Consider the following 18,798-nt stretch of genomic DNA (forward strand, 5'->3'; position numbering starts at 1 on the left):
CAGCAACCGAGTGAGGTCTGGGTGCCGACCGATCAGTTGATCATCCCCGCGCCGACGGTGACGCCGGTGGCCTCGTCGATGAGGATGAACGAACCCGTGGTGCGGTTCTTCGAGTAGGAGTCGCACAGCAGCGGCACGGTGGTCCGCAACTGCACGCGCCCGATCTCGTTGAGGCCGAGCTCGCCGGTCTCCTGGTCGCGGTGGAGGCTGTTCACGTCGAGGCGGTACTGGATGTCCTTGATCAGCGCGCGGCCCGTGCGGGTGGTGTGCTTGATCGCGAGCTTCTGGCGCGGACGCAGCGGCTCGTTGGTCATCCAGCAGATCATCGCGTCGATGTCCTGGCTCGGGGTCGGCGCGTTCTTGACTCGGGCGATCATGTCGCCGCGGGAGACGTCGACGTCGTCCTCGAGACGCACGGTGACCGACATCGGCGGGAACGCCTCGGCGATCTCCTTGTCGAACAGGTCGATGGCGGCGATCCGGCTGGTCATGCCCGAGGGGAGCACGACCACCTCGTCGCCGGGCTTGAGGACGCCGCCGGCGAGCTGGCCGGCGTACCCGCGGTAGTCGTGGAAGTCGTCGGACTTCGGCCGGATGACGTACTGCACCGGGAAGCGCGCGTCGACGAGGTCACGGTCCGAGGCGACGTGCACGTGCTCGAGGTGGTGCATGAGGCTGGGCCCGTCGTACCACGGCATGTTCTCCGAGCGCTTGACGACGTTGTCGCCCTTGAGCGCCGAGATCGGGATGACCTCGAGGTCGGGGATGTTCAGCTTGGTCGCGAACGACGTGAAGTCGCGGTAGATCTCCTGGTAGATGGTCTCGTCGTAGTCGACCAGGTCCATCTTGTTGACCGCGAGCACCAGGTGCGGCACGCGCAGCAGCGAGAGGATCACTGCATGCCGGCGGGACTGCTCGGTGAGGCCCTGGCGGGCGTCGACGAGCACGAGGCCCAGGTCGGCGGTCGAGGCGCCGGTCACCATGTTGCGGGTGTACTGCACGTGGCCCGGGGTGTCGGCGATGATGAACTTGCGGTTGGGCGTGGCGAAGTAGCGGTAGGCGACGTCGATCGTGATGCCCTGCTCGCGCTCGGAGCGCAGGCCGTCGGTGAGCAGCGCGAGGTCGGTGTAGTCGTAGCCCTTCGAGAGGCTGGTCGCCTCGACCGCCTCGAGCTGGTCCTCGAAGATGGCCTTGGAGTCCAGCAGCAGCCGGCCGATCAGCGTCGACTTGCCGTCGTCGACGGAGCCGGCCGTGGCGAAGCGCAGGAGGTCCATCGACCGCCCCGGGTGGTTCTCAGGGGTGGCATTCATCAGAAGTAGCCTTCCTTCTTCCGGTCCTCCATGGCTGCTTCGGAGAACCGGTCGTCGCCACGGGTCGCGCCGCGCTCGGTCACGCGCGCCACGGCGATCTCGTCGATGATCTCGTCGATGGTCGAGGCGGTGCTCTCGACGCACCCGGTCAGGGTCAGGTCGCCGACCGTGCGGAACCGCACGGTGCGCTCCTCGACCGTCTCGCCGGACTTGAGCGGGTTGTGCTCGCTCTCGGACAGCAGCATGCCGTCACGCTGGAACACCCGCCGCTGGTGGGAGAAGTAGATCGAGGGGATCTCGATCTGCTCCTGGCCGATGTAGTGCCAGATGTCCAGCTCGGTCCAGTTGCTCAGCGGGAAGATCCGCATGTGCTCGCCGCCGTGGATCCGGCCGTTGTACAGCGACCACAGCTCGGGGCGCTGGTTCTTCGGGTCCCACTGGCCGAAGTCGTCGCGGTGGGAGTAGACGCGCTCCTTGGCGCGGGCCTTCTCCTCGTCGCGGCGTCCGCCACCGAAGGCGGCGGTGAAGCCCTCCTCCTCGATCGCGTTCAGCAGGGTGCCGATCTGCAGCCGGTTGCGCGAGGTCTTGCCGTCGTCGACGACGATGCCCTTGGCGATGGCCTCCTCGACGCTCGCGACCACGAGGCGTACGCCGAGGCGCGCGACCCAGGAGTCGCGGGTGGCCAGCACCTCGGGGAAGTCGAAGCCCGTGTCGACCTGCAGCACGGGGAAGGGGATCTTCGCGGGGTAGAACGCCTTCTCGGCCAGGCGGAGCATCACGATGGAGTCCTTGCCGCCGGAGAACATCAGCACCGGCTTCTCGAACTCCGCGGCGACCTCACGGAAGATGTGGATCGACTCGGCTTCCAGCTGGTCGAGCTGGCTCAGCTGGTAGTCGGGGTGGGTCTGGGTCATGGGGACCTTTCGTGGCTCTGCGCCCTGGGGGGCACCCTCGTAGGGCAGCGGACATCGTATCGAGTGCCGTGGGATGCCCCGTCATCCTCTCACAAAAAACTAGAATAGGTTCTAGTTTCTGGCGTGATCGTCCTCACCCGGGCCCGGCTCGGCGGCCGGGTGGAGGGCCTCGTCGGTGGCCTGGCCGGTGGGGTCGGGAGCCGTGAGGTCGTCGAGGAACGCCCCGCCGACCGGCTCGGAGTGCCACGCGTCGATCTCCCAGCCCTGCACCGGATCACCTACCAGCTCGATGCAGGCGGTGTTGTGCAGCGGGTCGGTCGCGCGGGCGTGCGACTCGACGCCGGGCACCCTGGCCGAGACCCAGGTGCGGATCGCCGCGCCGTGGCTCACGATCAGCGCGCACGCGTGGCCCGCGTCCTCGACGGAGCGGTGGATGGCGGCGACCGCGCCGTCGTACCGGCCGAGGAACTCGTGACCCGACTCGCCGCCGGGCATGCGGGTGTCGTAGCGGCCCTCGAGCCAGTCCGCGACCGTGCCGATGTAGCCGGCGACCGAGTCGTGGTCGGTGGCCATCTCGAAGTCGCCGGCCGCGATCTCCCGGAGGCCCTCGAGCTCGCGCGGCTGGACGCCGAGCACCGAGGCGAGCGGGGCGGCCGTCTCGTGGGTGCGCGCGAGGGTCGACACGTAGATCTGGTCGATGCCGCGGTCGGCGAGCGCGCGGGCCGCTGCCTCCGCCTGCCGGTGGCCGAGCTCGGTCAGCCGCAGGCCGGGCGCGGCGGTGTCCAGCGCACCGGCGGTGTTGCCGTGCGTCTGACCGTGGCGGAGCAGCAGGAGACGCATCACCGTGGGGCTTCCGGTTCGGTGCGCGTCATGGCACGCATGCTACGGAGCGTCGGTGTCGCTGCGAGGGTCGGGCTGCCGGTCGGGCAGGCGCCAGGCGGTGGAGTCGTTGTCGAAGTTGGGCAGCCCGTGCGCCTGGCGGATGAAGCCCCACACCAGCGGGCCGAGCAGGAGCATGCCGGCACCGATGATGCCCACCCAGTGGGGCGGGACGCCGAGCATCTTGAGCCCGGTCAGGAACAGCACGATCACGATGCCGCGCCGGATCACCGACTGCGAGACCCAGCCGGCGAGGCGGGCGCCGAAGAAGGTGCCTGGCGTGCCGCCGACGATCAGCGGGACCAGCACGGCCCAGGTGATGCCCTCGGTGAGGACGTGCCCGGCGGCTGCGGCGAGCACGAGCGGCACCGCCTGGACGAGGTCGGTGCCGACCAGCCGCACCGCCGACATGGTCGGGTAGAGCAGGAGCAGCGCCACCATGATCAGGGAGCCCGAACCGACGCTGGTGATGCCCACGAGCAGGCCGCCGAGGGCGCCGACGGCGATGGTGGTCGCTGCGCGGACGTGCGGCTCCTCGGTGCTGAGCACGTTGCCGCCGGTCACGAACCGGAGCTGGAGGTACATCCGCAACGCGTAGCTGCCGGCGGCCAGCAGCAGCGCCCAGCCGATCGCGGTGGTGAGGAACGCGGCGCGCGCCTCGGCGTCGCCGACGGACTTGACGATGAAGCCGCCGGCGAAGGCGAACGGCACCGAGCCCGTGATCAGGAGACCGGCGAGCCGGAGGTTCGGTGACCCGGTCCGCCAGTGGACGGCCGCGCCGACCGACTTGTTCACGCTCGCCGCCACCAGGTCGTTGGCCACGGCGGCCGCCGGGTTGATGCCGAGGAAGATCAGTGCCGGCGTCATCAGGGCGCCGCCGCCCATGCCGGTCAGGCCGACGACGATCCCGACGCCGAAGGCCACGACCAGCACCGAGAGAGCGTCCGTGGTGAAGAGGTCGTGCATCAGCGGTCCCCGCTCCTGGTGTCTGCCGCCCCGGTCGGGAGCGGTACGTCGAAGGGAAGGACGGCCAGCACGTCGGCGAGCGCGTCCTCGATCGTGCGGCCGGTCGTGTCGACGCGGACAGTCGCGTCCTCGGGCTCCTCGTAGGGGCTCGAGATGCCGGTGAAGTCGGGGATCTCGCCGGCCCGGGCCTTGGCGTAGAGCCCCTTGCGGTCGCGCCGCTCGCACTCCTCCAGCGGCGTGGCGACGTGGACGAGCACGAACTCCCCGCCGGCGGCCTCGACCATCGCGCGCACCTGCTTGCGAGTCTGGTCGAACGGCGCGATCGGCGAGCAGATCGCGATGCCCCGGTGCCGGGAGATCTCCGCGGCCACCCAGCCGATCCGCAGGATGTTGGTCTCCCGGTCCTCACGCGAGAAGGTCAGGCCCGCGCTCAGGTGCCGGCGTACGACGTCGCCGTCGAGGCTCGTGACCGTGCGCTCGCCGCCCTCCAGGACCAGGTCGTTGAGGGCCTGCGCCAGCGTGGACTTGCCGCTGCCCGACAGGCCGGTGAAGAACACGACGACCCCGCGCTCGTCGGGCTGGTCGTGCGCGACGACGTCGGCGACGGGCTCCGGCAGCTCGCCCTCCCCGGTGACCGCCAGCACCTCGCCCGGCGCGTAGTTGCCGACGACCCGGACGCCGAGGTCGTGGTCGACGGCGGCGTCGCCGTGCGAGGGCAGCGGCACGGCCACGACATGGGCGTCACCGAGCAGGGAGGCGGCCGCGAGCGTCGCCCGGACCAGCCCGACGCCGGTCAGGCCCTGCGGTGTGCCGGTGCCGGTCAGGGCGAGCAGCACGACGGGACGGTCTCCCCGTGCCTTGCCGATCGCGTCGAGGTCGTTCTCCGTGAGCGCGCCGGCCACCGGCACCGTCAGCGCCCCGGGGTGCTGCGCGCGCACGGTGGCCGGGTCGAGGTGCAGGCGTCGGAAGGCGCCGTGGGACGGCGTACCGAGTGCGGTCAGGGTCTCGCCGGAGATCCGTGCCAGCGGCAGGCCCTCGGGGTCCACGAGCTCGATCTCACCGGCCCCCGCGAGGTCCGCGGGGAGGTCGAGGGACACGGGCCCGTCGGTCTCGAACGCACGCAGCGGCGCGAGCGCCCCGTTCAGCAGCAGCTCGAGGTCGTCGAGCTCGCGGGGCGACGGGCAGTACTGAGGGCCTGGCACCGGGACATCGTGCCAGAGCCCGCGCGTGCCGCAGGTGGTTGAGGGGCGGTTGCGCCGGCAACCGCCTCGAAACCTGGAGACGCCTGCGCGGTGCGGACTCCGCGCACGTCCGGAGGTTTAGAGGCTCGCCGGCGTGGTTCCTGAGCCTGCCGAAGGGCTCGCACCTCAACCACCGGCCGCTCGCACCTCAACCACCGGGCCGTGCGCGACCCCGAGACCGGGCTCGTCAGGTTCAGGGTCAGGGCGGGGCATCACCCGATGTGGCGGGCGGCCCGGAAGGTGCACAGTGGAGGTGTCGGGAGAACCCGGCACGGAAACCGAGGAAGTGCACCAACCATGAACGACATCCACCAGAGCTTCGCCCGCAACGGCCTGGTCCGGCCCCAGCAGGGGCGGGTCCTGGGCGGCGTCTGCGCCGGTCTCGGCCAGCGCTTCGGCCTCACGCCCTGGACCGCGCGCATCCTGTTCGTGCTGCTGCTGATGGTGATCCCGGGCAGCCAGATCCTGATCTACCCGGTGCTGTGGATCCTGATGCCGGCGGAGGAGACCCTGACCGTCCCGCCGACCTACACCCCCAGCGCCTGAGGTCAGCCGGTTTCGAGGCGGTTGCTGCGCAACCGCACCTCGACCACCTGGGGTGAGGTCGCCGGGTTTCGAGGCGGTTGCTGCGCAACCGCACCTCAACCATCGGGGTCAGGCGACGAGCCCGCGGATCTCGCCCACGACGGCGCCGCCGCCGGTCAGCGGCGCCGCCCCCGTACGCCGGACCGCGTCGGTGTCGACGCCGGGCTCGGTGTCGACACCGAGGTGGCGCAGCAGGGCGGCCATCACGACCGGCCGTGCCCGCGGCGCCCCGTCGTCGGTCTTGAGGGCGAAGGCCCGGCCGTCGGCCAGCGCGACCGCGTAGCACGACTCCGCGCCGGCCTTCGCGACGGCGCCCGGGATCGCCCGCAGGAGCGCGCACTCGTCCCGGTTCGTGCCGGACACGAACTCGGGATGGCGGCGGATCGCATCCGCGACCCGTGCCTCCTCCGGGGCCGCTCCGGTCGCGAGCACCGAGAAGGCCCGGGCCAGCCCGGTCAGCGACGTGCCGAGCAGGGGAGCCCCGCACCCGTCGACGGCGACGTGGCCGATCGGCTCCCCGGTGAGCTCGCTGAAGGTCGTCGCGATCGCCTGCTGGAGCGGGTGGTCGGGCGCAAGGTAGCTGTCGGTCGGCCAGCCGTTGGTGACACAGGTGAGCAGCATCGCGGCGTGCTTGCCCGAGCAGTTCATGTGCACCGGGCTCGCCGCGCCCCCGCTGCGCACCAGCTCGTCGCGGACGGAGTCGTCCAGGGGCCACCCGGGCGGTGTCTGGAGGGCCGACTCGTCGAGGCTCGCACGCGCGAGGATCCGGCGTACCCCCTCGACGTGGAACGGCTCGCCGGAGTGCGACGCGCAGGCGAGCGCGAGCAGCTCGCCGTCCAGGTCGAGGCCGGCGCGCACCATGCCGACCGCCTGGATCGGCTTGTTGCACGACCGCGGGAGGATCGTGGTCGCCACCTCGCCGCGCGCGTGCACGACCTCGTGGCTCGGGTCGAGCGCCACGAGCGACCCGTAGTGGTGACCCTCGACGAAGCCGGAGCGGACGATCTCGGCGATGGCGGGCAGCATGCCGTTCAGCGTAGGTGACCCTCCACGACCGGCCATGAGGGTCTGCTTGCTAGCACGGCATTTGGTTGAAGATCGCCGTACTGCAAGGGTTTTGTGACTGTCGTCACCGGTGTCCGACTTGCATGTGCTAGCAAGAGTTAGCAGGATGGAGTCGTGAGCAAAAAGTCCAAGGTCGGCCTCACGGTCGAGTCTCTCGGGAGCTACCTGCGTGAGCAGCGGGTCGCGGCCGAGCTCTCCCTGCGCCAGCTCGCGGAGCAGGCGGGAGTGTCCAATCCCTACCTCAGCCAGATCGAGCGGGGCCTGCGCCGGCCTTCGGCGGAAGTCCTCCAGGCGCTGGCCAAGGCGCTGCGGATCTCTGCCGAGCAGGTGTACGTGCAGGCAGGAATCCTCAACCCCGACGACGACGAGGTGCGCTCGGTCGAGCTCGCCGTCCTCGCCGACCCCGTGCTCTCCGAGCGGCAGAAGCAGTCGCTGCTCGAGGTGTACAAGGCCTTCCGCTCCGTGTCCGTCCTGGCCGACGCCCACGAGGCGCTCGATCCGGGCACTGAAGTTGCGCGTTCCGAGGACGGGACGCCTGCCCCCACCGACGTCCAGGCCGGATCACCCGGCCAGACGACACCAACAGAAGGAATCTGAGATGGCCAAGACCCAGTTCAACGTCGAGCAGTTCAAGACCGAGGCGAAGAAGCCGCTGTTCGCGGTCGCCGGAGCCACCGAGCTGGCCGTCGAGCTTGCTCGCGGCTACGCCACCGAGGCGCAGAAGGCCACGCAGGAGCGGATCACCGACGTCCAGTCGCGCGTGTCCGACGTGCAGGCCCGCGTGTCGAAGGTCGAGCTCGAGCCCAAGACCCTGCAGGCGCAGGCCCGCACCCGCGTCGAGGAGCTGAAGGCGGAGGCCAAGGAGGCCCAGGCCCGCTTCGAGGCGCGCGTGACCGAGCTGCAGAAGGACGCCAAGGAGTTCCCGGGTCGGTTCGAGGCCCGCCTCAACGAGGCCCTCGACGAGCTCAACAGCACCTACGCCGAGCTCCAGACGCGCGGCGAGAAGTTCGTCGCGGCGCTCCGCAAGGACGGCGTCCGTGCGGTCGCCAACGTGAAGCCCGCCGTGCGCAAGGCGACCAAGGCCCCCGCCACGAAGCGGACCACCGCCAAGAAGACCACCACCAAGAAGACCACCGCCAAGAAGGCCACCGCCAAGAAGGCCTCCTGACCCTGGTCTGACGTCACCGGTACCTCCCTACCGCGACGCCAGCGCACGACCCCCGGGCCCCCGGCCCGGGGGTCTTCGCGTTCCCGGCCCAGGATCCGGGCCCGGATCGGGCGAAACCGACAAGTGCGATTACGGGGGCCGGGTCGGGCGCCGGGTCCTAGGGTTGGTCCGTGCACGTGTTCCAGTTCGAGTCGACGGTCATGGGTTGGATCTCGATCGCGCTCCTCCTCGTGAAGCTCTGGGCGCTCGTCGACGCGGTCCTGCGTCCGGCCGCGGCCTTCCCTGCCGCGGACAAGCTGACCAAGGCCGCCTGGCTGTGGATCCTCGGGCTCGCCTTCGTGGTCGACCTGGTGCTCGCGAGCATGTTCCTGATGCTGGCCGGCACGATCGCCGCCTTCGTCTACCTGCTCGACGTACGCCCTGCCGTTGCCTCCTTGACCCGTCGTCGTTGATCACTCCGCGATGAGTGCGATGCCGGCGACCCAGCCACAGGCTTCGTCCCCCGGGGACGAGCCTGTCGCGCCGTCGCGCACGCACCTCCAGCGCCGGATCCGACAGATGGTGCTCGGCATCTTCTTCCTCGACGCCGGTGTGCTCTTCGTGACCTCGGTGATCGCCTGGTGGTACCAGGCGAGGGTCGACAACCTGTGGTTCGAGCGGCCCTATCCCTACCACTGGTCGCCGATCCTCGGCCCCGGCATGATCGCCCTCTGGCTGCTCCTGCTGGTGCTGTTCGGCGCCTACCGCGTGCGCAACTACGGCGCCGGCTTCGAGGAGTTCCGCGCGATCGCGGTCGCCTCCCTGGTGACCTTCGGGGTCGCGTGCACCTTCGGCTTCCTCGCCGCCCACCACCCCACGCGCGGCTACCCGATCCTCTTCTTCGTGATCGGCACGCCGCTGCTGGTGCTGGCGCGCTACATCGACCGGCGGACCCTGCACCTCGCGCGCCAGCAGGGGCGCCTCTCGATCCGGATGATCGCGCTCGGGTCGCCGCAGGCCGTGCGCGAGATCGTCGACGTCCTCGCCCGGGCGCCCTGGATGGGGTACCGCGTGATCGGGATGTGCGCACCGAGCGGTCAGCAGGCCGACGACGTCGGCGTACCGGTGCTCGGCGAGATCGACGACGTACGCCGGCTGGCCACCGACCACAACGTCGACGGCGTGATCGTCGCGGGCGGCTCCTACTCCTCCGCCGCCGACCTGCGCCGCCTCGGCTGGGCGCTGCAGGGGCTCGAGCTCGACATGCTGGTCGTGCCGTCCCTCACCGACATCGCCGGCCCGCGGGTGCACATGCGGCACGTCGCCGGGCTGCCGTTCGTGCAGGTGGAGGAACCGCAGAGCGACCGCGCGGGCGGCTGGGCCAAGCGGTCCTTCGACCTGGTGGTCGCCGCCGTGCTGGTCGCCGTGCTCTCCCCGCTGCTGTTGCTCGTCGCCCTGATGGTCCGCCTCCAGGACGGCGGCCCGGTGCTCTACCGGCAGCGCCGCGTCGGCGCCGACGGCGCCGAGTTCGACATGATCAAGTTCCGCTCGATGGTGGTCGACGCCGAGGCCCGCCTCGCCGACCTCGCGCACGCGAACGAGCAGGACGGCGTGCTCTTCAAGATCCGCGAGGATCCGCGGGTCACGACCGTGGGGCGGTTCATCCGCAAGTTCTCGATCGACGAGCTGCCGCAGCTGTTCAACGTGCTGCGCGGCGAGATGAGCCTGGTGGGACCCCGGCCCCCGCTGGTCAACGAGTACGAGCAGTACGAGCAGGACACCCATCGCCGCCTGCTCGTACGACCCGGCATGACAGGTCTCTGGCAGGTGTCCGGCCGGTCCGACCTGCCCTGGTCGGAGGCGGTCCGCCTCGACCTCTACTACGTGGACAACTGGTCGATGGTGATCGACCTGGTGATCATGGTGAAGACCGTCAAGGCCGTGCTGGTCACGCGCGGGGCCTACTGACGCCGCCGGGCCGCCGGTCCCGGCCGGCCCCGAGACGACTCGGTCAGGCTCCCGGTGCCGTTGCCTACGATGACCGCACCGGACCCCTACCCAGGAAGGTCGCCCGGATGTCGCTGCGCCTGCTCGCCGCACTGGTCGTGCTGCTGGTGCTCGCCGCCGGGTGCTCGCAGGGCACGCTGCCGGGCGCGGGCGGCGCGGGCGGCGCGTCGGGCAACGGCGACGGGCCGGCCGACTTCGCCGAGGGGACCTGCTGGACCGCCGACCTGCTCGGCGCGGACCCGCAGGACGTGCTGAAGATGTCGGCCCGGTACGACGTCCCGTACCTCGTCGCGGCGCGGGCGGTCGCCGCCTGGCCGGCGTTCGCGCACGGCGTCTCGTGCGGGGACGACCATGCCGTCGAGGTCTACAAGGTGGTGCGCCTGCCCGAGCTGGACGGGCAGCTCGGCGACTACGCCGCCCTGCTGCGGCGGCAGACCCCGCTCTACGACACCGTCGCGCGGAGCGTCGCGCGAGGCTGCATGACCGATGGGCTCGCGAAGGCGGTCGCGAAGAGCGGTCTCCCGGGCGCGGTGATGCGGCCGGCTCTGCCTGCCGGTGCCTCATTGGGGTGGGCGCCGGCGCCCCCGCAGCTGTGGAGCAAGGGCGTCCGCGAGTTCGGGTGCACGCTGACCTGGTCGCAGCCCCGGTCCACGCGCTACCAGGAGGTCTTCACGAAGGCGCTCCCGACGGGCCTGCGCACCTGCATCGACAGCCACGCCCTGCTGTTCGTCGACTGCGCCCGCGGCCACGACCGCGAGCGGATCGCGGTGATCGAGGCGGTCGACGCGGTCGCGGCCGGGGCCTTCCCCGGCGCCAAGGCCGTCCGCCCCGGCGTGGGTGGCCGCTACCTCGACATCGGCGACGCGGCGTACGCCGGGCTCGACGCGGCCTGCACGGCGTACCTGCGGGGGATCTCCAGCACGCGGAGGCTCACCGGCATCGCGAACGTCGACGTCGACGAGTGGCCGACCCCCGAGGGGTCGTACCCGATCTACTGCGACGCCGACCGCCGGCCCGACCAGAAGTCGCTGGTCACGAGGGGCTCCGTCTACGACCGCAGCGGGTAGGGCACGATCGTGGCATGACCACGTCCACGGACGGCAGCCTGCCGCACACCGCCACCGAGGCCCACATCGAGCTCACCGAGGCCTACGCCGCGCACAACTACCACCCGCTCCGGGTGGTGCTGGAGAGCGGCGAGGGCGCCTGGGTGACCGACGTCGAGGGCCGTCGCTACCTCGACTGCCTCGCCGGTTACAGCGCCCTGAACTTCGGCCACTCCCACCCCCGGCTGGTGAAGCGGGCGCAGGAGCAGCTCGGGCGGCTGACCCTGACGTCGCGGGCGTTCTACCACGACCAGCTGGGGCCGTTCGCCCGCGACCTCGCGCGGCTCACCGGCAAGGAGATGATCCTGCCGATGAACTCGGGCGCCGAGGCGGTCGAGACCGCGATCAAGGTCGCCCGCAAGTGGGGCTACCTGGTCAAGGGCGTGCCGGAGAACCAGGCGACGATCGTCGCGATGGAGGGCAACTTCCACGGCCGCACCACCACCATCGTGTCGTTCTCGACCGACCCGGTCGCCACGGCGCACTACGCGCCGTACACCCCCGGCTTCCGGCTCGTCCCGTACGGCGACATCGCCGCCCTCGAGGCCGCGATCGACGACTCGACCGTCGCCGTGCTGCTCGAGCCGATCCAGGGTGAGGGCGGTGTGGTCATCCCGCCGGACGGCTACCTCCAGCAGGTGCGCACGCTGTGCAACGCCACCCGCGTGCTGATGATGGCCGACGAGATCCAGTCGGGCCTCGCCCGGACCGGGCGCACCTTCGCCTGCGACCATGAGCAGGTCGTGCCCGACGTCTACATCCTCGGCAAGGCGCTCGGTGGCGGGGTCCTCCCGGTGTCGGCGATCACGGCCGACGGAGACGTGCTCGAGGTGATCACCCCGGGATCCCACGGGTCGACGTTCGGCGGCAACCCGCTGGCGGCGGCGATCGGCCGGGAGGTCGTCGCGATGCTGAACACGGGGGAGTTCCAGGAGCGCGCCGAGACGCTGGGCCGCCGGCTGGCGGACGGTCTCGGCGGCCTCGTGGGCCACGGGGTCACCGAGGTGCGCGCCCGAGGCCTCTGGGCAGGCGTGGACATCGACCCGGAGCTGAGCACGGGGCGTGACGTCTGCGAGCGGCTGCTGGACCACGGCGTGCTCGCCAAGGAGGCGCACGGCCAGACGGTCCGGCTGGCGCCTCCCCTGGTCGCCTCCGAGGACGACGTCGACCTGCTGGTCGAGGCCTTCCGGCAGGTCTGCTCCGGCTGACCGGGGCGGCCTCGGGTCAGGCCCCGGAGCCGGCGCGGAACCCGTGCGCGATCTCTGCCGCGTGGTGCCAGCTGAGGTCGGGGAACGCTTCCCGGACCGCGGTGGCGTCCGCCGTCATGTCGGTGGTGTCCATGACCACGGCAGCGCGCGCCTGGCGGGCGAAGGCCGGCGCGAACGGCGGGAGCACGGTGGACAGGACCCGCAGGGCAGCGCGCGGGACGTGCTTGACGCTGGTCGCGCCGAGGTGCTCGGCCAGCTCGGTCATCGTCAGGTTGTCGGGCCCCGGTACGTCGACGGCCCGGTTGCGCAGTCCCGGATCGGCGGCTGCCCGCTCGACGAGGGCCGCGACGTCCTGGGCGGAGACGAAGTTGATCGGGTTGTCGGCCCGGCCGAAGACGAGCGCAGGCCCGCCCGACGCCAGCTTGGCCCCGACGATCCGCACCCACGTCTCGACGTACGACGACGGACGCAGGACGGTCCAGGGGAGACCGCTGCTGCGCAGGCGCTGCTCCGCGGCGTACTTCGCGCGATGGAGCGACATCGGGTGGTCGGGCCCCGCGTCGAGCACGGACAGCAGGACGAACTGCCGCACGCCGGCGTCGACGGCCGCCTGCACCAGGTGTCGGTTGCCCTCGTCGTCGACCTCGCGCGGACCCGCGCCGCGACCGCCGACGAACCCGTGGACCGCCGAGATCACCGCGGAGCACCCCCGTACCGCCGCGGGTAGCGTCGACGGGTCCCGCACGTCGCCGATCGCGACCTCGGCGTCGAGCCCCTCGGCGTGGGCCGCGGACCGGGTCAGCACGCGCACGTCCTGGCCCGAGGCGCGGAGCCGGGTGACGACCTCGCGGCCCAGCGTGCCGGTGCCGCCGGCGACGAGGATCACGGCTACGTCGTCCTGAGCGCGTCGGCGACCGCGGTGTTCACGTCACCGCCGGCCTGCTCGACGGGCTCCAGGTAGAACCGGGCCGAGGTCACCCGGTCGTCGCGGACGCCGAAGATGATCACCCCTGCCATGGCGTGCGGTGCGCCGTCCCGCCGCGTGCCGCTCATCTCCCACTCGGTCCAGGCGCGGTCGCCGTCGACGACGCTCGCGGTCACGTGCGTCGTGATGTCCGGGACCCCGCCGAAGATCGAGGTCCAGTTGCGGCGGACCTGGTCACGTCCGGTGAAGCCGCGCGGAGGATGCGCCGGCGTCTCGTTGACGTAGTCCGGTGCGAAGCACTCCACCAGGGCCTCGATGTCGTGGGCGTTCGTGGCGGCGACCAGCCGGTCGATCACCTGCATCGGGTCGGACATGGACCTCACCACTAACTGATACAGTTGTCAGTATTCGATCCACCACCATGGAACGGAATGTCGTGGAAGTCAAGAGCAAGCGACGGTACGACGCCAGCCGCCGGCGGGCCCAGGCGGAGCGCACCCGCGCGTCGATCCTCGACGTCGCGCGCCGTGAGTTCCTCGAGCGCGGCTACGCCACGACCACGGTGGCTCGGATCGCAGCCGAGGCGGGGACGTCCGTGGAGACCGTCTACAAGGCGTTCGGAGGCAAGTCGGGCATCGTCCGGGCGCTGTGGGAGCGCGGTCTGGGCGGCCGTGGCCCCGTGCCCGCGCCGCAGCGCTCCGACCTGCTCAGCTCGACCGAGACCGACCCTCGCCGGGTCCTGCGCGGGTGGGGACAGTTCACGACCGAGGTCGCGCCCGAGCTGGCCCCGGTGCTGCTGCTCGTGCGAGGTGCGGCCGCAACCGACCCGGAGATGACCGCGCTCCTCGAGGAGGTCGAGACGCAGCAGCGCACACGGATGCGCCACAACGCCCGTCGCCTGCAGCGCCGCGGGTGGCTGCGACCGGGCATCGGACTCAGCCGGGCGACCGACATCCTGTGCGTCTACAGCTCCGCGGAGCTCTACGAGCAGCTGGTCCTCAAGTCCGGCTGGTCCCTCAAGCAGTACGGCGAGTTCGTCGGCGACGCACTGATCGCGGCTCTGCTTCCCGGGTGAGGGCGCAGGCTCGGGTCTGCGCTGGGCGGGGCTGTGGACGGCGCAAGCGGGGATCGCGGCCGAGAGGTCAGCATGGCCGGGTGCAGGTCGCCCAAGCGCTCGAGAGGCTCGGCGGCGTCAGCGACCGGAAGGGCCTGTTGGGCCTCTGCTCGCGGCGCGCCCTGGACGCGGCGGTTGCGAACGGCTCGGTGGCACGGATCGCCCGCGACCGCTACGCGCTTCCGGCGGCGAACGAGGGCCGTGTGGCCGCAGCACGCCTGCGCGGCGTCGTCTCCCACCTCAGTGCCGCACTCGCCCACGGCTGGAAGGTGAAGTCACCACCGGCCGCTCCGTCGGTGACGGTGCGTCGGAGCCGCAGTCGCGTCGACGCACAGGGCGTCGATCTGCACTGGTCGATGCTGACGGACGTCGAGCTCGCGGCCGGTGTCACCGATCCCGTGCGCACCGTGCTCGACTGCGCCCGTGTGCTGCCGTTCGACGAGGCGCTGGCGGTGGCGGACTCGGCGTTGCGATCGGGCGCGGTGTCCCGATCTCGCCTGCTGGTGGCCGCGTCTCAATCCGCGCGCACCGGCAGGGCCTCCGCCGTCCGGGTTGCACGGGCGGCCGACGGGCGCGCCTCGAACCCGTTCGAGTCGGTGCTCCGCGCGATCGCGCTCGACGTGCCCGGCCTCGAGGTCGTGCCGCAGGGGGCGGTCGGCGTGATCGGTCACGCTGACCTGACCGACGCCAGGCTGCGCATCGCGGTGGAGGCCGAGTCCTTCGAGTTCCACGCGCTGCCGGAGGCATTCCGCGACGACGTTCGCCGCTACACCGCGATGACTCGACGCGGCTGGTTGGTGGTGCGCTTCGTCTGGGACGACGCGATGCACCGGCCGGCGTACGTGCGGGACGCTCTGGCGGACGTGGTGGCCCTGCGGTCCGCTGAACAGGCAGTTCGCCGACACAGGTGCGGTGCGGCGGCGCGACGGCCTGGGTGAGGTTCCGACCTGCCTGTCGGCAGTGCTCGCTCCTTCGTCGTCAGCCCTGGTCGTCGTCGCCCTTCGCCCACGACGGCGGCGGGGGCGGCGGCGCAGTGGCCGGGTGCTCCTCGGCGGCGGGAGCGTCGGCCGGCGTAGGGGGCGGCGAAGAGGCCGGCGGAGGCGGGGGCACAGCGCTTCCCGGCGGAGGCGGGGGCACGGGGCTTCCCGGCGGAGGCGGGGGCACAGCGCTTCCGGGCGGCGGCGGTGGCGGCGGGGCCGCGGCCGTCTGCAGCGTGAAGCTCGCGATCGCGCCCCGGGCGTCCATCTCACGCAGTGCGGCCATCACCCGCTCGCGGTCCTCGGCCGAGGCGGGGCGGCCGTTCTCGGCCAGGAAGGTGAGGACGCCGAGGTCGTGGAAGTACCTGTTGGCCTCGCCGGCGCCCGGGGCTCCGAGTCCGGAGTTCGCCAGGGCCGTGTCCGCCTTCGCTGCCAGGTCGCTCGCCGCGGCGCGCGCCTTGTCCATGAAGCCCATGCTCATCCCTCCAGGAAGGTCACTCCGCGACTGCCGCGGATTCTCCAGGAAGCCTACGGACGGGGTGCCGCCGTCGTTAGAGTCGAGAGACCCGGCCGCCGGGCCGGGATCACGACGTACGGAGGGGCGGCACCAGGCATGGCCATCCACGGATCCCTGTTCACCGACTTCAAGGAGAACGCGTCCCAGGACCCGTTCTCGCTCCAGAACAAGAAGCTGCTGAAGATCCAGATGGGCTTCGGGCCGGTGTGGGCGCGGACCGGGTCGATGGTGGCGTACCAGGGCGACGTCCGCTTCCAGAACAAGGGCGCGGGAGGCCTCGGCAAGATGCTGAAGTCCGCGGTGACCGGCGAGGGCGTCGACATGATGCAGTGCACCGGCCAGGGCGAGCTGTTCGTGGCCGACCAGGCCTCGGAGATCCAGGTCATCTACCTGGAGAACGACTCGCTCTCCGTCAACGGCGCCAACGTGCTCGCCTTCTCGTCCTCCATCGAGTGGGACATCCACCGGATCCAGGCGCGCGGCGCCGCGATGACCGGTGGCCTCTACAACGTCGCCCTGCGGGGCACCGGGTACGTCGCGATCACCACGAGGGGCGAACCGGTCGCCCTCGACGTCGCGAGCGCTCCGACCTTCGGCGACGCGCAGGCGGTCGTCCTGTGGACCTCCGGCGTCACCATGGACATCCGTGTCGACACCGGGGGCCTGAAGTCACTCGTGCGCGGAGGCACCGGCGAGACCTTCCAGATGGCGTTCGGTGGCCAGGGCTACGTGCTGGTCCAGCCGAGCGAGTCCGTCGTGCAGGGCGGTGGCCAGCAGACCAGCGGCGGCGGGGGAGGCCTCGGCGGGCTCCTCGGAGGCTGATCCGGGGAGTCCTCGCGTCAGCCGCGCCGGGCGCGTGCCGCCGACTTGGCGCGCTCCTGCGCGCTCAGGTGCACCTTGCGGATCCGCACGGCGTCCGGGGTCACCTCGACGCACTCGTCCTCGCGGCAGAACTCCAGGCACTGCTCGAGGCTGAGCTTCTTCGGCGGGATGAGCTTCTCGAAGTTGTCCGACGTGGAGGAGCGGACGTTGGTCTGCTGCTTCTCCTTGGTGATGTTCACGTCCATGTCGTCGGCGCGGGAGTTCTCGCCGACGATCATGCCCTCGTAGACCTCGGTGGTCGGCTCGACGAACAGCACGCCGCGCTCCTGCAGGTTCGTCATCGCGTACGCCGTGGCGGCACCCGAGCGGTCCGCGACCAGGGAGCCCTGCGAGCGGGACTTGATCTCGCCGGCCCACGGCTCGTAGCCCTCGGAGATGTGGTGCGCGATGCCGGTGCCGCGGGTCTGGGTGAGGAACTCGGTGCGGAAGCCGATCAGGCCGCGCGACGGGACGAGGAACTCCATCCGCACCCAGCCCGTGCCGTGGTTGGTCATCTGCTCCATCCGGCCCTTGCGCTGGGCCAGCAGCTGCGTGATCGCGCCGAGGTGCTCCTCCGGTGCGTCGATGGTGAGCCGCTCGGTCGGCTCGTGCAGCTTGCCGTCGATCGTCTTGGTGACCACCTGCGGCTTGCCGACGGTGAGCTCGAAGCCCTCGCGCCGCATCTGCTCGACGAGGATCGCCAGCGCCAGCTCGCCGCGACCCTGCACCTCCCAGGCGTCGGGACGCTCGGTCGGCAGGATCCGCAGCGACACGTTGCCGACCAGCTCGCTGTCGAGGCGGTCCTTGACCAGGCGGGCTGTGACCTTGGTGTTCTTGGTCTGCCCCTTGCCGGCCAGCGGGGAGGTGTTCGTGCCGATCGTCATCGAGATCGCGGGCTCGTCGACGTGGATCAGCGGCAGCGCGACGGGGTTCTCCGGGTCGGCCAGGGTCTCGCCGATGGTGATGTCGGGGATGCCGGCGATCGCGACGATGTCGCCCGGCCCGGCCGTCGTACCGGGCTTGCGCTCGAGGCCCTCGGTGACCAGCAGCTCGGTGATCTTGACGGTCTTGGTGGTGCCGTCGCGCTTCATCCACGCGACGTTCTGGCCCTTGCGCAGCGTGCCCTCGTGCACCCGGACCAGGGCGAGCCGGCCGAGGAACGGGCTCGCGTCGAGGTTGGTGACGTGCGCCTGCAGCGGCGCGCCCTCGGTGTACGTCGGGGCGGGGATCGTCTCGAGGATCGTGCGGAACAGCGGCTCGAGGTCCTTGGAGTCGGCCGGCAGCGTGCCGTTCTCCGGCTGGGTCAGCGAGGCGATGCCCGCCTTGCCGGAGGCGTAGACCACCGGGAAGTCGAGGGCGTCCTGGCTGTGCGAGTCGTCGAGCAGGTCCATGAACAGCTCGTAGGTCTCGTCGACGACCTCGGCGATCCGCGCGTCGCCGCGGTCGGTCTTGTTCACGACCAGGATCACGGGCATGTCGGCGTTGAGCGCCTTGCGGAGGACGAACCGGGTCTGGGGCAGCGGGCCCTCGCTGGCGTCGACCAGGAGCACGATGCCGTCGACCATCGACAGGCCGCGCTCCACCTCGCCGCCGAAGTCGGCGTGGCCGGGGGTGTCGATGATGTTGATCGTCATCGGCTTGCCGTCGGCCGCGGGCCCGGCGTAGTGCACCGCGGTGTTCTTCGCGAGGATCGTGATGCCCTTCTCGCGCTCGAGCTCACCGGTGTCCATCGCGCGCTCGGCGACCCCTTCGGCCTGGTGCGCCGAGAACGCGCCCGCCTGGAGGAGCATGGCGTCGACCAGGGTGGTCTTGCCGTGGTCGACGTGCGCCACGATCGCCACGTTGCGCAGGTCGGAGCGGGTGCTGAGGGACATGAGGTACTGATGCCTTCCGGGCAGGGGTGAGACCGGTCACGGTCCGCGGTGTGCGTCGGACGCAGAATGCGTCGGACGATGGCACCCGAGTCTATCGTGAGT

General features: G+C 71.3%; 20 protein-coding genes. 10 read left to right on the forward strand and 10 right to left on the reverse strand.

Translation table 11 applies throughout. The features are described from left to right. Positions 1-32: 32 nt before the first annotated feature. The 5 genes from EFL26_RS00495 to cysC all read right to left on the reverse strand — a co-directional run bounded on the left by EFL26_RS00495 (position 33) and on the right by cysC (position 5,271). A complete protein-coding gene (locus tag EFL26_RS00495; protein ID WP_123220929.1) occupies positions 33-1,310 on the reverse strand; it encodes a sulfate adenylyltransferase subunit 1 in 1,278 nt (425 codons plus the stop codon). Beyond that, a complete protein-coding gene (gene cysD, locus EFL26_RS00500) occupies positions 1,310-2,224 on the reverse strand; it encodes a sulfate adenylyltransferase subunit CysD (RefSeq protein WP_123220930.1) in 915 nt (304 codons plus the stop codon). The genes EFL26_RS00495 and cysD overlap by 1 nt, the downstream gene beginning before the upstream one ends. A 111-nt stretch (positions 2,225-2,335) precedes the next feature. Then, the gene (locus EFL26_RS00505) at positions 2,336-3,064 is read right to left on the reverse strand and encodes a histidine phosphatase family protein (protein ID WP_123220931.1); all 729 of its coding nucleotides are present in this window, start codon (positions 3,062-3,064) and stop codon (positions 2,336-2,338) included. A 42-nt stretch (positions 3,065-3,106) separates the two neighbouring features. Next, positions 3,107-4,069: a sulfite exporter TauE/SafE family protein gene (locus EFL26_RS00510; RefSeq protein ID WP_123220932.1), complete on the reverse strand. Its 963-nt coding sequence runs from the start codon at positions 4,067-4,069 to the stop codon at positions 3,107-3,109. Further along, positions 4,069-5,271 (reverse strand): adenylyl-sulfate kinase, encoded by a 1,203-nt coding sequence (cysC, locus tag EFL26_RS00515; RefSeq protein WP_123220933.1) that lies wholly within the window; start codon positions 5,269-5,271, stop codon positions 4,069-4,071. The genes EFL26_RS00510 and cysC overlap by 1 nt, the downstream gene beginning before the upstream one ends. Before the next feature lie 336 nt (positions 5,272-5,607). Here cysC and EFL26_RS00520 point away from each other — a divergent pair, with 336 nt between their 5' ends. Continuing rightward, a complete protein-coding gene (locus tag EFL26_RS00520) occupies positions 5,608-5,856 on the forward strand; it encodes a PspC domain-containing protein (RefSeq protein ID WP_123220934.1) in 249 nt (82 codons plus the stop codon). Positions 5,857-5,964: 108 nt separating this feature from the next. On the opposite strand, the gene EFL26_RS00525 is transcribed toward EFL26_RS00520, so the two are convergent. Beyond that, positions 5,965-6,921 carry an asparaginase gene (locus EFL26_RS00525; protein ID WP_123220935.1) on the reverse strand — a complete coding sequence of 319 codons (957 nt, stop codon included), beginning with the start codon at positions 6,919-6,921 and terminating at the stop codon, positions 5,965-5,967. 153 nt (positions 6,922-7,074) lie between these two features. On the opposite strand from EFL26_RS00525, the gene EFL26_RS00530 reads away from it, so the two are divergent. The 6 genes from EFL26_RS00530 to rocD all read left to right on the forward strand — a co-directional run bounded on the left by EFL26_RS00530 (position 7,075) and on the right by rocD (position 12,428). After that, a complete protein-coding gene (locus EFL26_RS00530) occupies positions 7,075-7,557 on the forward strand; it encodes a helix-turn-helix domain-containing protein (RefSeq protein WP_123220936.1) in 483 nt (160 codons plus the stop codon). 1 nt (position 7,558) lies between these two features. After that, positions 7,559-8,128 carry a hypothetical protein gene (locus EFL26_RS00535; protein WP_123220937.1) on the forward strand — a complete coding sequence of 190 codons (570 nt, stop codon included), beginning with the start codon at positions 7,559-7,561 and terminating at the stop codon, positions 8,126-8,128. A 170-nt stretch (positions 8,129-8,298) separates the two neighbouring features. Next, positions 8,299-8,580 (forward strand): DUF2516 family protein, encoded by a 282-nt coding sequence (locus tag EFL26_RS00540; protein ID WP_245999921.1) that lies wholly within the window; start codon positions 8,299-8,301, stop codon positions 8,578-8,580. 10 nt (positions 8,581-8,590) lie between these two features. Next, a complete protein-coding gene (locus tag EFL26_RS00545; RefSeq protein WP_123220938.1) occupies positions 8,591-10,075 on the forward strand; it encodes a sugar transferase in 1,485 nt (494 codons plus the stop codon). A 107-nt stretch (positions 10,076-10,182) separates the two neighbouring features. After that, a complete protein-coding gene (locus tag EFL26_RS00550) occupies positions 10,183-11,181 on the forward strand; it encodes a hypothetical protein (protein ID WP_123220939.1) in 999 nt (332 codons plus the stop codon). A gap of 14 nt (positions 11,182-11,195) precedes the next feature. Continuing rightward, positions 11,196-12,428 (forward strand): ornithine--oxo-acid transaminase, encoded by a 1,233-nt coding sequence (gene rocD, locus EFL26_RS00555; RefSeq protein WP_123220940.1) that lies wholly within the window; start codon positions 11,196-11,198, stop codon positions 12,426-12,428. Between the two features lie 16 nt (positions 12,429-12,444). On the opposite strand, the gene EFL26_RS00560 is transcribed toward rocD, so the two are convergent. Both EFL26_RS00560 and EFL26_RS00565 read right to left on the reverse strand, forming a co-directional pair. Continuing rightward, on the reverse strand, positions 12,445-13,314 hold the full coding sequence (locus EFL26_RS00560) for an SDR family oxidoreductase (protein WP_123220941.1): 870 nt from the start codon (positions 13,312-13,314) through the stop codon (positions 12,445-12,447). Between the two features lie 2 nt (positions 13,315-13,316). Then, a complete protein-coding gene (locus tag EFL26_RS00565; RefSeq protein WP_123220942.1) occupies positions 13,317-13,727 on the reverse strand; it encodes a nuclear transport factor 2 family protein in 411 nt (136 codons plus the stop codon). Positions 13,728-13,789: 62 nt separating this feature from the next. Between EFL26_RS00565 and EFL26_RS00570 the strand changes: the two genes are divergently transcribed. Beyond that, positions 13,790-14,428 (forward strand): TetR/AcrR family transcriptional regulator, encoded by a 639-nt coding sequence (locus tag EFL26_RS00570; protein ID WP_221176783.1) that lies wholly within the window; start codon positions 13,790-13,792, stop codon positions 14,426-14,428. A gap of 80 nt (positions 14,429-14,508) precedes the next feature. Then, entirely contained in the window at positions 14,509-15,405 is an 897-nt protein-coding gene (locus tag EFL26_RS00575; RefSeq protein ID WP_123220944.1) for a hypothetical protein, read from the forward strand. A gap of 40 nt (positions 15,406-15,445) precedes the next feature. Here the strand turns inward: EFL26_RS00575 and EFL26_RS23970 are convergent, their stop codons facing one another. Further along, positions 15,446-15,925: a hypothetical protein gene (locus EFL26_RS23970; RefSeq protein WP_183407969.1), complete on the reverse strand. Its 480-nt coding sequence runs from the start codon at positions 15,923-15,925 to the stop codon at positions 15,446-15,448. Positions 15,926-16,057: 132 nt separating this feature from the next. Between EFL26_RS23970 and EFL26_RS00585 the strand changes: the two genes are divergently transcribed. Further along, positions 16,058-16,783, forward strand: coding sequence for an AIM24 family protein (locus EFL26_RS00585; RefSeq protein WP_123220945.1), 726 nt, complete (start codon positions 16,058-16,060; stop codon positions 16,781-16,783). A gap of 17 nt (positions 16,784-16,800) precedes the next feature. Here EFL26_RS00585 and typA read toward each other — a convergent pair whose 3' ends face one another. Next, entirely contained in the window at positions 16,801-18,696 is a 1,896-nt protein-coding gene (gene typA / locus EFL26_RS00590; protein WP_123220946.1) for a translational GTPase TypA, read from the reverse strand. Positions 18,697-18,798 lie beyond the last annotated feature (102 nt).

The organism is Nocardioides pocheonensis (assembly GCF_003725535.1).
GTDB lineage: Bacteria > Actinomycetota > Actinomycetes > Propionibacteriales > Nocardioidaceae > Marmoricola > Marmoricola pocheonensis.